Below are 12,738 nucleotides of genomic sequence, written 5' to 3'. Positions count from 1 at the left end.
TCCCCCTTATGCCACCTGATGATATTTGTCGTGAGTGAATTCACCGTTCCAGTCTTTTTTCATGGGTAGCTTACCTTTGAGGTATTGGTGATATAGCCATGAAGCCCCCTTTTTAGCAGAACGATTTTGTAACACTGACGTTGCCCGTAATCGTTTGTCATGATGAAGGGGGATTCGGTTAGATAGGTATCTCTCGCATAGGAATGCACACGCCAGACATGAGATTTGCTGATATCCTTTTCTGCATCGTAGAGAAAATGGCGCGATTCGAGAAAAAGGTTGACCTGGTTAATGTTTACGCTATTAAGTTGTTTGCAAAACTGGACAGGTGACATGCCAACCTGGAATAGATTTTTTAGGCTATCGATTTCGGTTTCAAGTTGTTGAACCTGTATATCTAACAGTTGAACCTTTTTATGTTGCTCAGCCCATGCAATTGCGGATTCAGCAGGGTCAAGGAAATTAGGTAAGCCTAAAGTTGTTGGGTCATTAGATAATTTCGGCTGTAAAATCCGTCTTTCACATTCAATAAAGTACTGTCTAGCCTGTTTCCCTTTTTCGTTACGCTCAACCATTGATAGCTCTTTGGCCATATCGAGGGAAATGTGGTAGTCGATTATAGTAGCGTTGTTGGCTTCCATTTTTTTGTGGAGGCGAATAAAGTCTTTATTTTCAACAAATCCATAATCTGAAATTCGTTTCTTCATCCATGTAGAAAAATCTTGCTTACTTTCCAAAAACGCATGTAAATCACGGGCATTAACCGTCTGGATTAATTCACCACTAAAGTTTTTTGTTTCAATATTGATTAAATTTTGCATAAGGGTATCTCTCAATAGTTAAATTGATGAATGAATGTTGATGTTTGTTAATGTGATGCACGTCTCCGTTTGGAACGGAAGCGTGATAAAGGAAAAATCAGTTATTCAGAGAGTTTTTTGATTAATGCATCTTTATGAATAATCATATAACCAGCTCGAGGGCCAATTTCGAAGAGTGACTCAAGTGAGGCAACATATTCGTTGTCGTGAATAACACGGGCGCTATCTACTTTGCCATTTGGTAGCAGGGTGAGAAGAATTTTGTTGGTATTACCTGTTACGGTAACAGCATTGTGTAATTGTGCTTCCATGCGATTGAATTCAGCAATGTAGGCTTCTTTAAATTGCGCTGCTTTTTTACCTGTAAAACTCATGACTAAAAATACGAAACCATCTTTGGTCATTTCGTAGGTTTTAGAATCACGTTGATTGAAACCCGCTTGAACTTTTACTACGACGGCCGAAAAATTGGCCGTCATAAATTCTCTAGAACAATCAAGGGATTCTATTTTTGCTAAAACATGTTTGTGTTGTTTACCAAAATAATCAGCAACGTCTTGAGATGCAGTAATAGCTTTGCCATTATGAACTGTAACTTTCGGATTAATAGTAGATAATTGAGTAGTCATAGTAATGATTACCTGTTTAGTTAAGAGGATAATCACCACCGAGAGACGCTAACCTCTGATTGGTGGCGAACTGAATGGAGTTAGCGTTACCGGCTAAACAGGACCCGGCGAGCCTTTCGGCTCCCCCATCCAGCCCACCATTGATTCTTTGATATGGCAGACTAACGCATAAAAAAACACGCTCTCGGCGTGCTATGCGCCTGTTTAGTTACAGCGGAACGCTAATCCCGACACCTGATTTATCAGATGCAAATAAACTATAGCGCATAATTTCTTCTTCCGTCAATGGGTATTTAAAATGTCAATGTTTTTATTATGCTGCTGCAATCCCGTTCATCATGACACCTAACAGCCTAGGGAACTGGTTATCATAGAAATGAGGCTGAGTCTGCCGGGGATGATTTGGGTCAGTCAGATTTTTACCAAACTGTAGCCCTTTCTCTGTCAATGACCAAAATAGTTTTTCCTTGTCAGGATGTTTACTGCTAGGGCGCGATTTACGCTCAGCAAGTCCTAGCAGTTGTAGCCGCCGATAACCAGATTGTGCCGTATAGGGTTTGCCATGAAGCAATAAAAGCTCCGTGAAAGAATGCGTCACTTCGCTTGAACCCGTTAAACTCCCTTCTGGTGCATCAACAGCGTAAGCGGGTAATATATCCGGCATACCAAGGGAAGATTGCAGTTTTTTCATTGAGCCAAGTAGACCAGAAGGGGCGATACGTAACTCTTGTTTGTAAAACGCGATCATTGCCAAGCCAGCTTGTACTTTTTCGACCAGTACGCCGTTATTGCTTTTTACTGAATCTCTAAATCGCTCGTAAACCTGAACTTCAAAAGCAGGGTCTATCCATGCTGCATATCGGATGGCGATAATTTCAACTGCCCAGCTGCCAGATTCAAGGCCTCCTTTGATGATATTGACCGAAGCACTCTGCGATGCTTCGCTTACTTTTTGTGCAAAAGTGCTGATACCTTCGCTTCTGAGAAACACAGAAGGCCGTTGCGACTCTGTCGCTTTACCTTGTGCAACGGCGGTACGGTGTAAATCATTAAGACAATAACGCTCGAAAACATCTTGACGAACAATGGTATTTTCGATAACAATTAATTTAGACATAAAAATTTCTCCGTAATTAAACGAATTAAGTTATACATGTGATAGATTTTGCGGATTGAGCCCTAAACCTGTTATACTTACAAAAACAGGAGGATTATCCCTATGGGTCAGGTTGCATTTGATACACTACAGGCATCAGAAGAACTAGAAAGTGCTGGTATTTCGAGAGAACAGGCTAGAGCTATTTCACTTATCGTACGTAAGTCACATGAGGTTGCTGATGTAGCGACTAAAGCTGATATTGCAGAAGTTAAACGTGATATTGCTGATGTCTGCAAAGACTTATCGGCTGAAATCTCAGAAGTTCGTAAGGATATGATTAATCTCTTCGATAAAACTGATTCTAAAATATCAGATGTCCGCAAAGATAAAGATATGGAAATAACCCGTAAAGACCTGCAACTTGAGATGTCAGGAATTCGGGCTGAACAAAAGTTAATGCGCTGGATGTTAGGTGCGGGTATTTTAGGTATTCTTTCTCTAGTGGTGAAAGCCTTTTTGATGCCTGCGTTATAATAAATATTGTGTGTTATTAGCTCAATTCACATGTTAAGGCTATGAAAAATATGAAAACTAGTCATGTACGAACTAATCATCTTATCTCGTGTATGGAAAAACAGAAAGATTATTGGGATATAAAAAGTACTGAATTACGTTTTGTCTATGCTAATAAAGCTGCCTTTGATATTTCTTGTTTGCCAATGAATTTCGATATTGAAGGAAGACTAGCCTCTGAGTGCCCAATATCATGGAGTGAATATGCTGACACAATTGATAGCCACGAACAAATTGTTCACCAATATGGTAAGTCAATATTTTCTATTATTACTCACATCACAGGAACAGAAAAAACATTACAAACTTTTTTAACTGAAACAATCCCGTATTACAGTCAGAATAAAGTTGCCGGGACTATTTGTCACGCGAGAAAAATCCCTCCCGTATTATTGTCAACATATTTCTTTAAAAATCCTACTGTCTCTTCTTTTTTAACAAATCATCCACCGAATAATTTATTTACGACTGAAGAACTTAATGTGCTATTTTTCGCGATGAAACTTATGAGTAATCAAGAAATCGCATTGCGGTTAGGTACCTATTCTTGTGTTGTAGAGCAAATAATACAACAGATATATAAAAAGATTGATATTTACACCCGAAAACAACTGAGAGATTATGGTATCGCTGAAGGTTTTGATAATTACTTTCCACCATTTTTGTTAAAGGGCTTACTATAACAAATATTGTGGATTATTAGCTCAGTTGGTAAAGCAGTGGACTCTTAATCCCTCGGTTGCAGGTTCAAGTCCTGCACAGCCCGCCAATTTCACGATATATCCTCATGAGTCTGCGATTTTCTCTTTTTAGACAATCATTTTCTTTTTTTAAGCACTGTATGATTGTTTTAAAAGTGCGTGTCTCCATGTCGTCGTCATTCCATATATCAATACTGCTTAAGTATCTTGAATCGTTCAAATCACGACTGCCGTTAGTCACCCCAACCAGATTGCCCATATTGGGGTGCTTTGCCGTTATAATGAGTGGATTGTCTAGTTTCATGATGTATATTCCTCCTAAATACAAATAAGTTTTAGTGATGTGTGCTGGGTGCCTCCCAGTGTCCGATTACAGTCATGACGGACGGGTAAATACAATCAAACTACTATATCTAGCTAAAAGTTAGATTACTATATAGCGGTGACTGTCCCACGAGCACAGAGCCGCATTCACACATCTTGAAACTGACTATGGGTTAAAGTAATTTGGCACACAAGAGGGTGTTTCCCAGCTTTGAAGGACGGGGAGGATGTCAAATATGGTAATTAAATTCTCGTTGGCATGATAATAACGGATGCGTTTTCGTCTAACTCGACGATTGAGGTACTGTTATTACCGTTAGGTTTAATTTTTATCTACTGTCAAAATCATTTTTAACACCTTTTAACATTAGCGGTTACTCCAAAACTGGATTTAGGTTTACTGTTAAAAAGTGAGGAGCTATACAAAGCCGCTTTTGGCAGACAGCAATTATCAAATGAGTCATAAACTTTAGTAGGGCGAATTGATATTGCTTTTTCTACACGACTCATCACCTTTCTTTTCAGAGAAAGGAGAGGGCGCTTGGTGTTTGGTGTTGTTTGTTGCTGAGAGGGTTTACTTGGATTTAACGCTGCTTTCAATGCCATATTAAGTGCTTTGTTATAGTTATAAGCTGCTTGCCTGGCTCTTCTACGCTCATGTCGACGACTACGAGCATTATCATAACCATGAAAGTCACACATATTACCTCCTACAATGGGTTTTGGTGGTGTGTGCCGGAGGTATCCGGATTATATTTACAGTCATATTGGTAGTTCCCTGGTGTTGGTTTTTAACTTAATGACTGTATTTTGGTTATTTCACACACCCCAAACCGACTGTTTGGGTGTTTTATGGTTCGCTTTTTTAGCGAAAGGGTGTTAAAGAGCGGTACTGCTTAAGTGTCGTCACTTGCCTTCATGTTCATATGCCTCAGGCTGGCTACTTAGCAACGTTTCAGATAACTCGTGGTATTGTCTGGCGTTTGCCTGTTGCAGTGAGTTGATGGAATATAATCTACAAATTAAAATTTAAATTGTCAATAAATTTTATAATTTAATTTGTAATTATGGGCGTGTGAATTTGATTTGTTTATAAATAAAATTTAAAAAAGAGGGGATGAAAGAGTTTAGACTATATTCTTTTTTGTTTTAAAAGTTCTGCTATTTTCTTTTCATAAAAACTTTTTTTCATTTCTAGTTCTTTTAGAATCAAATCAACATCACTTTCAGGAAGGGATTCAAATAATTGTAATATCATCTTTTGCTTTTCCGTAAGTGCGTTTTTTTTCATAGAAAAAGTTTCATGACTTTTATTTTCTTGATTTGTTAATTTATCGGAGAAGAACCAATCTACAGGTCTTCTTGTTACTTCAGATAATTTCTTAAGCTTATCCATTCTGGGTATTACATTTTTTAACCAACCTTGAACAGATTGGGGCTTAACTCCCATTCTACGGGCCAGTTCTGATTGATTCCAGCCTAGCTCATCTAACACTTGCTGAAGTCTTTTAGGAAAACTCATACTTTTATCCATTAAATAATTATTACTATTAAAGCATACAAAATTTTTTTGGTATTAACATTGCAAATATAATTTTAAATTTAAAATTAAATATGTAATATCATAAAAGCTAATTGGAGGAGTTCGTATGGATATAGATCTACAAAATAAAATATTTGCTATCACGACTCAGTCTGAGTTAGGTCGTAAATTGGGTAAACGTCCTCAGACAATTAGTATTTGGTTTAAAAATCGTGTTCCTGCTGAATGCGTTTTTTCAATGGCTAAAGTTTTAGAGTGGCAGATCACTCCCCACGAGTTACGCCCTGACATTTACCCAAACCCAACAGATGGCATCCCTGCTGATAAGCAAAATGCCATCTAAGTAACCCCCGTTCTTTTACATTTTGACTCGCTCTGAATAAGCGTTAGAGCCACCACAACCTCATAGGAATATCGAGGTAGGGAATTTTATTACTTAAGGATTATAAACATGGAATATTCAAATACTATCAAAATCACCTGCAAACCTGAGCATTTAGAATCTTACTTCTACCAGAAGATAGCTTCGGAAGGCGGTAATAACGGGTTTGCCAAATCACTAGGGATTCACCCCTCAACAGCGAGTCGGGATAAAACCAGAATATTTAAATTAGCCTGTCAGGTTGTTTCAGAATACGGCTTGCCAAGGCATGTGGTGAATGTGCCTGATTCATCGACACAGGAAGTTGTTATTACAAATATCTCAGGTGAAGAAATACGCAAGCTGATTGATATGTTGGAGCATTTGAGATTGCCAAAAAAAGAAGCTCCAGAGTTCAAAAACAATGGAGCCTGCAAATATCATATCGAACTTTGAGTTTAGTTAGTATTTCAAGGAGAAGGGAAACAGAGAATTTCCCTTTTTTCTTTCAGTTTCAACGAAGTCATTATGCCAAAAAAGCGGCGGTTTATCAATAAAAACCATCAAGAAAAAGCCCATCCAGATAGTCCTGATGGGTTATTGGTTGCTGCATCAAAAAATAAAGATTTTGCACGTCGGTTAGTATCAGAATTCAGAAAGTTACAAGGAGTTAAAAATGGCTGCAACAGTCACCCGTCTTGATGATTACAGAGTTAAAAACGAAGTCAGGGAGAATGCCGTGGCTGATATTGAAAATGGGTATACCAGAATAGCCAATGAGTTACTTGAAGCGATAGCTGGCTCTAATTTAACTAAACGTCAATTTAAAGTCGTTTTAGCTATTGTTCGGTTAACCTATGGTTGGCAGAAAAAACAAGATAGAATTTCAAATTCTCAACTCGCTGAAATTACAAATCTTCCTATCAAAAGAGTGAGTGAAACACGAGTTCAATTGATTGAAATAAATATTGTAAGTTCAAAAGGAAAATTAATTGGTATCAATAAAAATATCAATGAATGGGAAGTCCCTCAAAATGAGGGAAAATCCCCTAAAACAGGGGTTTATACCCAAAACGGGGGATGGCTATCCCTCAAAACAGGGGAACACCAAAGATATTATTCCAAATATAATTAAATATAATAATACACCCCTTACCCCTCACGAGGGGGATGATGAGAAATTAATTTCTAACAACCGAAAAACCAAAATCCCCTATCAGGAAATCCTACAAGTTTATAACGAGACGGTAGGTGACAGATTACCCAATGCAGAATCACTGAATGACAAACGTAAACGGGCTATTGGGGTAAATTCTGGAAAGAATTCAAAAATCCTTCGGTTGATGCTGCTAGAAATTATTTTGAAGTATTTGTTGAAACCGCTAATCCTTGGTATTTCGGTGAAAATGACCGAGGCTGGAGAGCAAGTTTTGATTATCTGCTAAGACCTGACACGGTAACCAAAACAAGGGAAGGGGCGTTATGAGTTATCAAGTAGTAATTCAGTCAAGGAGGGCAGAGCGAATGACCGAAGTTAAAATTTAGAATTTTTACCTCAGATTTAAAATTCAATCTCAATTTACCATTCAAATACCCCTTAAAGCGCTCTGTAATCCACCCTAAGCCGTTTTCTAGATTTAAATGTTTATGTACCGCTAAAATTTTATCGTCGCTCAGAATGCGATACGGCGAGTTTTAGATTTAAGGAATGACCCAATGAGATATAGTGTTAATCAAGTACCCAATAACATCGCTGCTGAGCAAAGTGTTATCGGCGGCTTGCTGATAGACCCAATGAGCGAAAATGCCTTGAAGGTATTTTCACTGCTAAGCCCCGATGATTTTTATGCTACGCACCACCGATTGATTTATGCAGAAATGCGCGCGATGAGCCGGAAACGTCAGGCAATCGATATAATCACGGTGGATGAAGCATTATCTAAATCAGGGATGACTCAAAAGGCGGGTGGCTTTGCCTATCTTGCTGAGATAGCCAAAAATATCCCGAGTGCCGCAAACATGGTCAGTTACGCAAAAAGTATCAAAGAGTGCGCGGCAGGACGCTACACGGTTGAGAAAGCCATTGAGATACAAAAACTGTTTATTCAGTCTAATGCGCTAGGATTTACTGATAAAATCGACATGGCGCAACGTCTGATTGATGAAGCGGCAAAGTTTGGCAAAGCGGGTTACAATGCAGGGCTTGGTCGGGTTGATGATGTGTTGGACAATATGTTTACAGAGATTTGTGACCGTCAGGATAATCCTGAGAAATACTGTGGACTCAAAACGGGGTTTAGGGACTTTGACGACTTGCTTAAACCTAAACAAATCGTTAATGGTTCGCTGTTTGTGATTGGCGCACGCCCCAAGGTGGGTAAAACGACAATACTTACTGAAATGGCGAAAAATGTGTCAAATCAAGGGAAAGCGGTGCTGTTGTTTAGTATGGAAATGACGGATAGCCAGTTAGCCGAGCGCATGTTAAGTCAGCAATCGAATCTCAACTCTAATCGGTTTTATGAGAAACTGGAAGAGCATGAATGGGATCAACTGCGTAATGCGATTGCGCGACTCAAGCAATACCCCAATATTTGGATTGATGATACGCCAGCCATGAGCTTACAGCACATTCAGTCAGAATGTCGTAAAATAAAACGTAAAATAAGGGATATTGGATTTATCGGTGTTGATTATTTAACACTGATGCAGACTGAAAAAGCGGATAGAAACGATTTAGCCTACGGAAATATCACCAAAGGGTTAAAAGTTTTGGCAAAAGAACTTAATACTGTTGTCGTGTTACTAACACAATTAAACCGAAGTTTAGAACAGCGCACCAACAAAAGACCCATGCCCAGTGACAGCCGTGATACGGGTCAGATTGAGCAGGATTGCGATTATTGGTTAGGGATTCATCGAGAATCGGTTTATGACCCTGACGCAGATAAAACGCTAACAGAACTCATATTACGGTTAAATCGACATGGTAAAACAGGCACGGTTTACGTTGACCAGAAAGGACTAAGTATTTTCCCTGTTGACCAGCATGTAGCCGCAGCAAAAATCCAACCTCAAAAAGAACCTAAGCGTTATTCAGACAAACAGTTTTAATCAGGACACCCCCAATGAAATACCTCATCGAAGCAACCATTATTAAGGATGGTGGCGCACCAGTGTATTGGCAGCGCTATAGTGGCAAAGAGCTATCAATACAGGATTGCTTGAAAATGTTATCCCAGCCGTCGATGTTCAAAATGCAATTTAGAGAGCTGGATTATTACTGGACTGTTGACAGTGGAAAGGCTGGAGAACGTGACAGCCTGCCAAAAGTGTCAATAGAAAATTTCACCTGTACTCCGCTAAATCCCACCAAATAAAAATAAAATAGGCAAAAATATGAAAATTCAAAGCATGACAAATAGTCCTGAGGGATACTTTTGTGCCCAAAGTGAGGACTTCAATATATTTAACCTCCGAAAAGCGGTTATTTCGGGGAACTGGTCAGTCATTAACAACGGTATCTGTACATTAACGGATTTAGGACTGAGGCACGATGGTAATGGGTTAGTGTGGCTTAATTCGGGGATTTCCGTTCATGAGGCAGATAGTGATACCGGATTCACCGGAGGATATAAAAAATCTTATGAATATCAAGCATCGTTATGCCCAGATAGGCCATTGGAAAATAAGGTTTTTTCACGTGGCGTGCATTCACATAAAGTTGATGATTACTGTCTTTTGATACTTAACCGCTCTGATTCATGGGTTGAATATTGGAATCGTAAAAATGGAAAAGCGTTAAGAACTTTTGCAGTGCAGATATTAACAAATGAAAGACAAGACGCTTTCGATAATTGGGTTATCTATCGACATCCTAGACAACATGATAAATATACAGTAATTAACATTGAACACAATAAGGCATTGGTCAAAGAGTATGCTCGTCATGGCTGGTTATGTGAATCAACCTATGAACTTTCTTTGTTGGTAAAAAGTAATAATGAGTTTAGTCGATTAATGGCACGGCTTGGTTATATTAAAGTTCGTACACGTAAAATTACGGGCCATAAAGAAACATTCTGGGTATACCGAGGTGCAGAGAAGGAAATTAAAGAATCCAAAGCAAGAAAAACGTTATGTCCATCTAATGGATTGATATATAAAGATAATAATAAATTTGTGCAGTATGCAAAACAACCAATGAAAGCGTTTAAGCACATCCTCGTCGACGGAGAATATCGTTATGTTTATGAAGACCATATTCATTTTTTGACGAAAAAGCGTCAACGGATAGCCGGTAAACAGTTAACCGGTTATACCGCTAAAGGGGTGGAGATGAGGGAGGTTAGCTGATGGAAGACAAACTACTCTTCCACGAATCAACGAAACAATCCGTCTGGCAAACACTAAAAGCCATCCTCGCAACAAACCAACCGCATCAACTCATCATTAAGCCTTACCGAAAAACTCGCTCACTCTCTCAAAATTCACTTTTTCATTTGTGGACATCTGAGATAAGTAAATATCTGTGTGCAAATAACGCTAATTTTACACCAGAGCAGGTTAAAGAGATGCTCAAGCACACTTTTCTTGGTTATGAAGTAGTAGAGCGTATTGATGTAACAACACAGGAACCAGAGCGCGTCAGAACGCTCAGGAGGACATCAAAGCTTGATACGGGGGAAATGCATGTCTTTATGCAAAAAGTGGAATGCTGGGCGATTGGCATCGGTTTTTTCGTGACAATACCGGAAAGCTCGGAGTATATGAAATTAAAACAGGAACAAGAGAATTAAATGGCACTAAAAAGAGATAAATACGATGCTGTGTTCTCTGAATTAGTCCGCGAAAGAACCAACTGGATATGCGATTATTGCGGACGATATTTTCAGCATGAACGCGCTAAATTACACTGCTCACACTTCAAATCAAGACGACATAAAGCCACCCGTTATCACCCCTGTAATAGTTTTTCGCACTGCATAGGCTGTCATCGCAAGTTAGGCGAAGACCCTTATGAATTTACTGCGCATGCAGAAATAACGTATGGCGAGATGACCATTGCCAAAATAGCGATGCTGGCTAACACCACTATCAGACTTAAGACGGGTGAGATGGATGAAATCTACTATCAGATGAAAAGCGAACTCAAACGAATGAAAACGATGCGACTTGATGGATTTACAGGGCGCATTGAATTTTTCTTACCGGATTGGTATCAGGCAGGCATTACCTTTCGAATGGGCGAAGAAAAAGCTTACACACTTTAAACCACCATTAGACATTCAACGCAGGGCATTAAGACCATGCCTCTATTCACATTTTGCCGGAGGGGAGATGAGCAGGCACGTAAAAGATTTACTGGAAGCATGGGGAAACTGGAGCATGACCCGCATTGGAACCGAGTACAAAGGTATGTCTACCATTGCTCCTGTTAAATTCGACGATGACGGACCTTGGCTAAGCGATGAGGAAGGCGAAATAGTTGATAAGGCCGTAGCAGGATTAAAGAAATATGACATCGATGGGTATAATATCATTTGCTTACATTATCAGCACCATATTTCATGCCGGATGATAGCTAAAAACTGGAAGAAAAGACCGGATTATATCACCGCTTACATGGGAAGGGCTGAATCCTACATAGCGGGCACGGTTCACACACTCCTTAAAGCAACAAATTGACAACACCGTATAGACTATCGTATGCTGACCGTACTGAACTAATGTGCGGCAACCCGCACCCGATAGCCATCCAGAAGCAAGAGAATTACTAACCGCAGATGACACCTCACATCTTTCTCGTTTAATCTGGACAATGGCCAACGGCTTCCGATTTGAGCGTTCGTGGACACAAGGTATCTGGTATGCGCTACGTCATGCAACGGGGGTAGAGTCACCTCAAAACTTTGACGTTAACCAGATCACGATAATCGCAAAAGAGTGCGAAAAGATTTATAACTTCACCAATGGTGTTAAAGAAGCTATCTATGAGGCTGAGAAACAGGCCGTAAGAAGAGTGCTACGCAAACGTGAGGACGCAGACAAGGTGTTAGCTGAGATGAAACAATTACTTGAAGAGAGTAATCAGGAGCATACCTTTGTTTTGACCGATACATTAGCACGCTGGCAACAAGCAGAGATACAGCAATTTTTACAGCGACGTTAAATACTGATCAAATCATCAGTAAAATGCTTGACTGTCCGTACATTCGTACAGTATTATATGCTATAATAGAGCAGAACTATTGAGTTAGCGCTTAAACATATATTAGAGCCTCGCTTTTTGCGGGGTTTTTATTTTTTGTGCTATTTTGAAATAGATTGATAGCCGTGATTATATGACTCAAAAGCATCTTTATGGCGAACAGCGCCAGCTTGACTATCTGAAATGTTGGCTAATACTGAGTCGTCATAAGCCTTTTGTGCTCCAGTAAGCGCATGTCACAATCAGTCCTGTATATAAACAGGGCTTTACACAGATCACCAAGTGAAATAAACTAAATGGGTGATCACATGTAAAACCTTGTCGTTTTATCTTCTGTCCCTGATAGTTGTCGCTATCAGGGATTCCTATATATATATAGTGTTTAGTATTCAAAATATACACTATATTCTTGAGCAAAAAAGATCAACGAAAAGATCGACTTACGAATTTTTAATCATGTATTATTTATAGGCTGG

At 39.3% G+C, this 12,738-nt stretch carries 20 protein-coding genes; 14 read left to right on the top strand and 6 right to left on the bottom strand.

Translation table 11 applies throughout. The annotated features are described in order from the left end of the window. Positions 1 to 59: 59 nt before the first annotated feature. The 3 genes from AC01GB_RS17185 to AC01GB_RS17175 form a co-directional block, all read right to left on the bottom strand. Positions 60 to 821, bottom strand: coding sequence for an antA/AntB antirepressor family protein (locus AC01GB_RS17185; RefSeq protein ID WP_474452826.1), 762 nt, complete (start codon positions 819 to 821; stop codon positions 60 to 62). Between the two features lie 101 nt (positions 822 to 922). Next, positions 923 to 1,450 (bottom strand): Rha family transcriptional regulator, encoded by a 528-nt coding sequence (locus AC01GB_RS17180; RefSeq protein ID WP_474452825.1) that lies wholly within the window; start codon positions 1,448 to 1,450, stop codon positions 923 to 925. A gap of 313 nt (positions 1,451 to 1,763) precedes the next feature. Beyond that, the gene (locus AC01GB_RS17175; protein WP_474452824.1) at positions 1,764 to 2,567 is read right to left on the bottom strand and encodes a KilA-N domain-containing protein; all 804 of its coding nucleotides are present in this window, start codon (positions 2,565 to 2,567) and stop codon (positions 1,764 to 1,766) included. A gap of 102 nt (positions 2,568 to 2,669) precedes the next feature. Here AC01GB_RS17175 and AC01GB_RS17170 point away from each other — a divergent pair, with 102 nt between their 5' ends. Then, complete coding sequence (locus AC01GB_RS17170; RefSeq protein ID WP_474452823.1) at positions 2,670 to 3,083, top strand: CCDC90 family protein; 414 nt, start codon at positions 2,670 to 2,672, stop codon at positions 3,081 to 3,083. A gap of 50 nt (positions 3,084 to 3,133) precedes the next feature. Then, entirely contained in the window at positions 3,134 to 3,805 is a 672-nt protein-coding gene (locus AC01GB_RS17165) for a helix-turn-helix transcriptional regulator (protein ID WP_474452822.1), read from the top strand. A 64-nt stretch (positions 3,806 to 3,869) separates the two neighbouring features. Here the strand turns inward: AC01GB_RS17165 and AC01GB_RS17160 are convergent, their stop codons facing one another. From AC01GB_RS17160 to AC01GB_RS17150, 3 genes are all read right to left on the bottom strand, one after another. Then, positions 3,870 to 4,127, bottom strand: coding sequence for a hypothetical protein (locus AC01GB_RS17160; protein WP_474452821.1), 258 nt, complete (start codon positions 4,125 to 4,127; stop codon positions 3,870 to 3,872). A gap of 371 nt (positions 4,128 to 4,498) precedes the next feature. Beyond that, on the bottom strand, positions 4,499 to 4,849 hold the full coding sequence (locus AC01GB_RS17155) for a transcriptional antitermination N peptide (RefSeq protein ID WP_474452820.1): 351 nt from the start codon (positions 4,847 to 4,849) through the stop codon (positions 4,499 to 4,501). Between the two features lie 430 nt (positions 4,850 to 5,279). Next, complete coding sequence (locus tag AC01GB_RS17150; protein ID WP_474452819.1) at positions 5,280 to 5,669, bottom strand: helix-turn-helix domain-containing protein; 390 nt, start codon at positions 5,667 to 5,669, stop codon at positions 5,280 to 5,282. Positions 5,670 to 5,796: 127 nt separating this feature from the next. Between AC01GB_RS17150 and AC01GB_RS17145 the strand changes: the two genes are divergently transcribed. The 12 genes from AC01GB_RS17145 (at position 5,797) to AC01GB_RS17090 (ending at position 12,223) form a co-directional block, all read left to right on the top strand. After that, positions 5,797 to 6,033, top strand: coding sequence for a transcriptional regulator (locus AC01GB_RS17145; RefSeq protein WP_474452818.1), 237 nt, complete (start codon positions 5,797 to 5,799; stop codon positions 6,031 to 6,033). Positions 6,034 to 6,141: 108 nt separating this feature from the next. Continuing rightward, entirely contained in the window at positions 6,142 to 6,507 is a 366-nt protein-coding gene (locus AC01GB_RS17140; protein ID WP_474452817.1) for a hypothetical protein, read from the top strand. Positions 6,508 to 6,579: 72 nt separating this feature from the next. Then, positions 6,580 to 6,753, top strand: a complete 174-nt coding sequence (locus AC01GB_RS17135; protein WP_474452816.1) for a hypothetical protein — start codon at positions 6,580 to 6,582, stop codon at positions 6,751 to 6,753. Between the two features lie 37 nt (positions 6,754 to 6,790). Further along, entirely contained in the window at positions 6,791 to 7,186 is a 396-nt protein-coding gene (locus AC01GB_RS17130) for a replication protein (RefSeq protein ID WP_474452815.1), read from the top strand. Continuing rightward, a complete protein-coding gene (locus tag AC01GB_RS17125) occupies positions 7,086 to 7,496 on the top strand; it encodes a hypothetical protein (protein WP_474452814.1) in 411 nt (136 codons plus the stop codon). The genes AC01GB_RS17130 and AC01GB_RS17125 overlap by 101 nt, the downstream gene beginning before the upstream one ends. 271 nt (positions 7,497 to 7,767) lie before the next feature. Next, the gene (locus AC01GB_RS17120) at positions 7,768 to 9,165 is read left to right on the top strand and encodes a replicative DNA helicase (protein ID WP_474452813.1); all 1,398 of its coding nucleotides are present in this window, start codon (positions 7,768 to 7,770) and stop codon (positions 9,163 to 9,165) included. A 14-nt stretch (positions 9,166 to 9,179) separates the two neighbouring features. After that, entirely contained in the window at positions 9,180 to 9,431 is a 252-nt protein-coding gene (locus AC01GB_RS17115; protein WP_474452812.1) for a DUF1187 family protein, read from the top strand. Positions 9,432 to 9,450: 19 nt separating this feature from the next. Next, positions 9,451 to 10,407: a hypothetical protein gene (locus tag AC01GB_RS17110; protein WP_474452811.1), complete on the top strand. Its 957-nt coding sequence runs from the start codon at positions 9,451 to 9,453 to the stop codon at positions 10,405 to 10,407. Continuing rightward, complete coding sequence (locus tag AC01GB_RS17105; protein ID WP_474452810.1) at positions 10,407 to 10,850, top strand: recombination protein NinB; 444 nt, start codon at positions 10,407 to 10,409, stop codon at positions 10,848 to 10,850. Before AC01GB_RS17110 ends, AC01GB_RS17105 begins: the two co-directional genes overlap by 1 nt. Then, positions 10,851 to 11,324 (top strand): hypothetical protein, encoded by a 474-nt coding sequence (locus AC01GB_RS17100; protein WP_474452809.1) that lies wholly within the window; start codon positions 10,851 to 10,853, stop codon positions 11,322 to 11,324. It begins immediately after the preceding gene. Then, complete coding sequence (locus tag AC01GB_RS17095; RefSeq protein WP_474452808.1) at positions 11,230 to 11,739, top strand: antiterminator Q family protein; 510 nt, start codon at positions 11,230 to 11,232, stop codon at positions 11,737 to 11,739. Before AC01GB_RS17100 ends, AC01GB_RS17095 begins: the two co-directional genes overlap by 95 nt. Positions 11,740 to 11,782: 43 nt before the next feature. Continuing rightward, entirely contained in the window at positions 11,783 to 12,223 is a 441-nt protein-coding gene (locus tag AC01GB_RS17090; RefSeq protein ID WP_474452807.1) for a hypothetical protein, read from the top strand. Positions 12,224 to 12,738: the final 515 nt, after the last annotated feature.

The organism is Candidatus Arsenophonus phytopathogenicus (assembly GCF_056113345.1).
This window is presented reverse-complemented; position numbering and strand designations above follow the sequence as displayed.

Excerpts from the sequence above, each read along its gene's own strand:
- AC01GB_RS17160 (WP_474452821.1), bottom strand. The coding sequence starts at position 4,127 with ATGAAACTAGACAATCCACTCATTATAACGGCAAAGCACCCCAATATG.
- AC01GB_RS17145 (WP_474452818.1), top strand. The coding sequence starts at position 5,797 with ATGGATATAGATCTACAAAATAAAATATTTGCTATCACGACTCAGTCT.
- AC01GB_RS17150 (WP_474452819.1), bottom strand. The coding sequence starts at position 5,669 with ATGAGTTTTCCTAAAAGACTTCAGCAAGTGTTAGATGAGCTAGGCTGG.
- AC01GB_RS17185 (WP_474452826.1), bottom strand. The coding sequence starts at position 821 with ATGCAAAATTTAATCAATATTGAAACAAAAAACTTTAGTGGTGAATTA.
- AC01GB_RS17175 (WP_474452824.1), bottom strand. The coding sequence starts at position 2,567 with ATGTCTAAATTAATTGTTATCGAAAATACCATTGTTCGTCAAGATGTT.
- AC01GB_RS17170 (WP_474452823.1), top strand. The coding sequence starts at position 2,670 with ATGGGTCAGGTTGCATTTGATACACTACAGGCATCAGAAGAACTAGAA.
- AC01GB_RS17125 (WP_474452814.1), top strand. The coding sequence starts at position 7,086 with ATGAGGGAAAATCCCCTAAAACAGGGGTTTATACCCAAAACGGGGGAT.
- AC01GB_RS17100 (WP_474452809.1), top strand. The coding sequence starts at position 10,851 with ATGGCACTAAAAAGAGATAAATACGATGCTGTGTTCTCTGAATTAGTC.
- AC01GB_RS17140 (WP_474452817.1), top strand. The coding sequence starts at position 6,142 with ATGGAATATTCAAATACTATCAAAATCACCTGCAAACCTGAGCATTTA.
- AC01GB_RS17110 (WP_474452811.1), top strand. The coding sequence starts at position 9,451 with ATGAAAATTCAAAGCATGACAAATAGTCCTGAGGGATACTTTTGTGCC.
- AC01GB_RS17155 (WP_474452820.1), bottom strand. The coding sequence starts at position 4,849 with ATGTGTGACTTTCATGGTTATGATAATGCTCGTAGTCGTCGACATGAG.
- AC01GB_RS17180 (WP_474452825.1), bottom strand. The coding sequence starts at position 1,450 with ATGACTACTCAATTATCTACTATTAATCCGAAAGTTACAGTTCATAAT.
- AC01GB_RS17095 (WP_474452808.1), top strand. The coding sequence starts at position 11,230 with ATGGATTTACAGGGCGCATTGAATTTTTCTTACCGGATTGGTATCAGG.
- AC01GB_RS17165 (WP_474452822.1), top strand. The coding sequence starts at position 3,134 with ATGAAAACTAGTCATGTACGAACTAATCATCTTATCTCGTGTATGGAA.
- AC01GB_RS17120 (WP_474452813.1), top strand. The coding sequence starts at position 7,768 with ATGAGATATAGTGTTAATCAAGTACCCAATAACATCGCTGCTGAGCAA.
- AC01GB_RS17135 (WP_474452816.1), top strand. The coding sequence starts at position 6,580 with ATGCCAAAAAAGCGGCGGTTTATCAATAAAAACCATCAAGAAAAAGCC.
- AC01GB_RS17115 (WP_474452812.1), top strand. The coding sequence starts at position 9,180 with ATGAAATACCTCATCGAAGCAACCATTATTAAGGATGGTGGCGCACCA.
- AC01GB_RS17105 (WP_474452810.1), top strand. The coding sequence starts at position 10,407 with ATGGAAGACAAACTACTCTTCCACGAATCAACGAAACAATCCGTCTGG.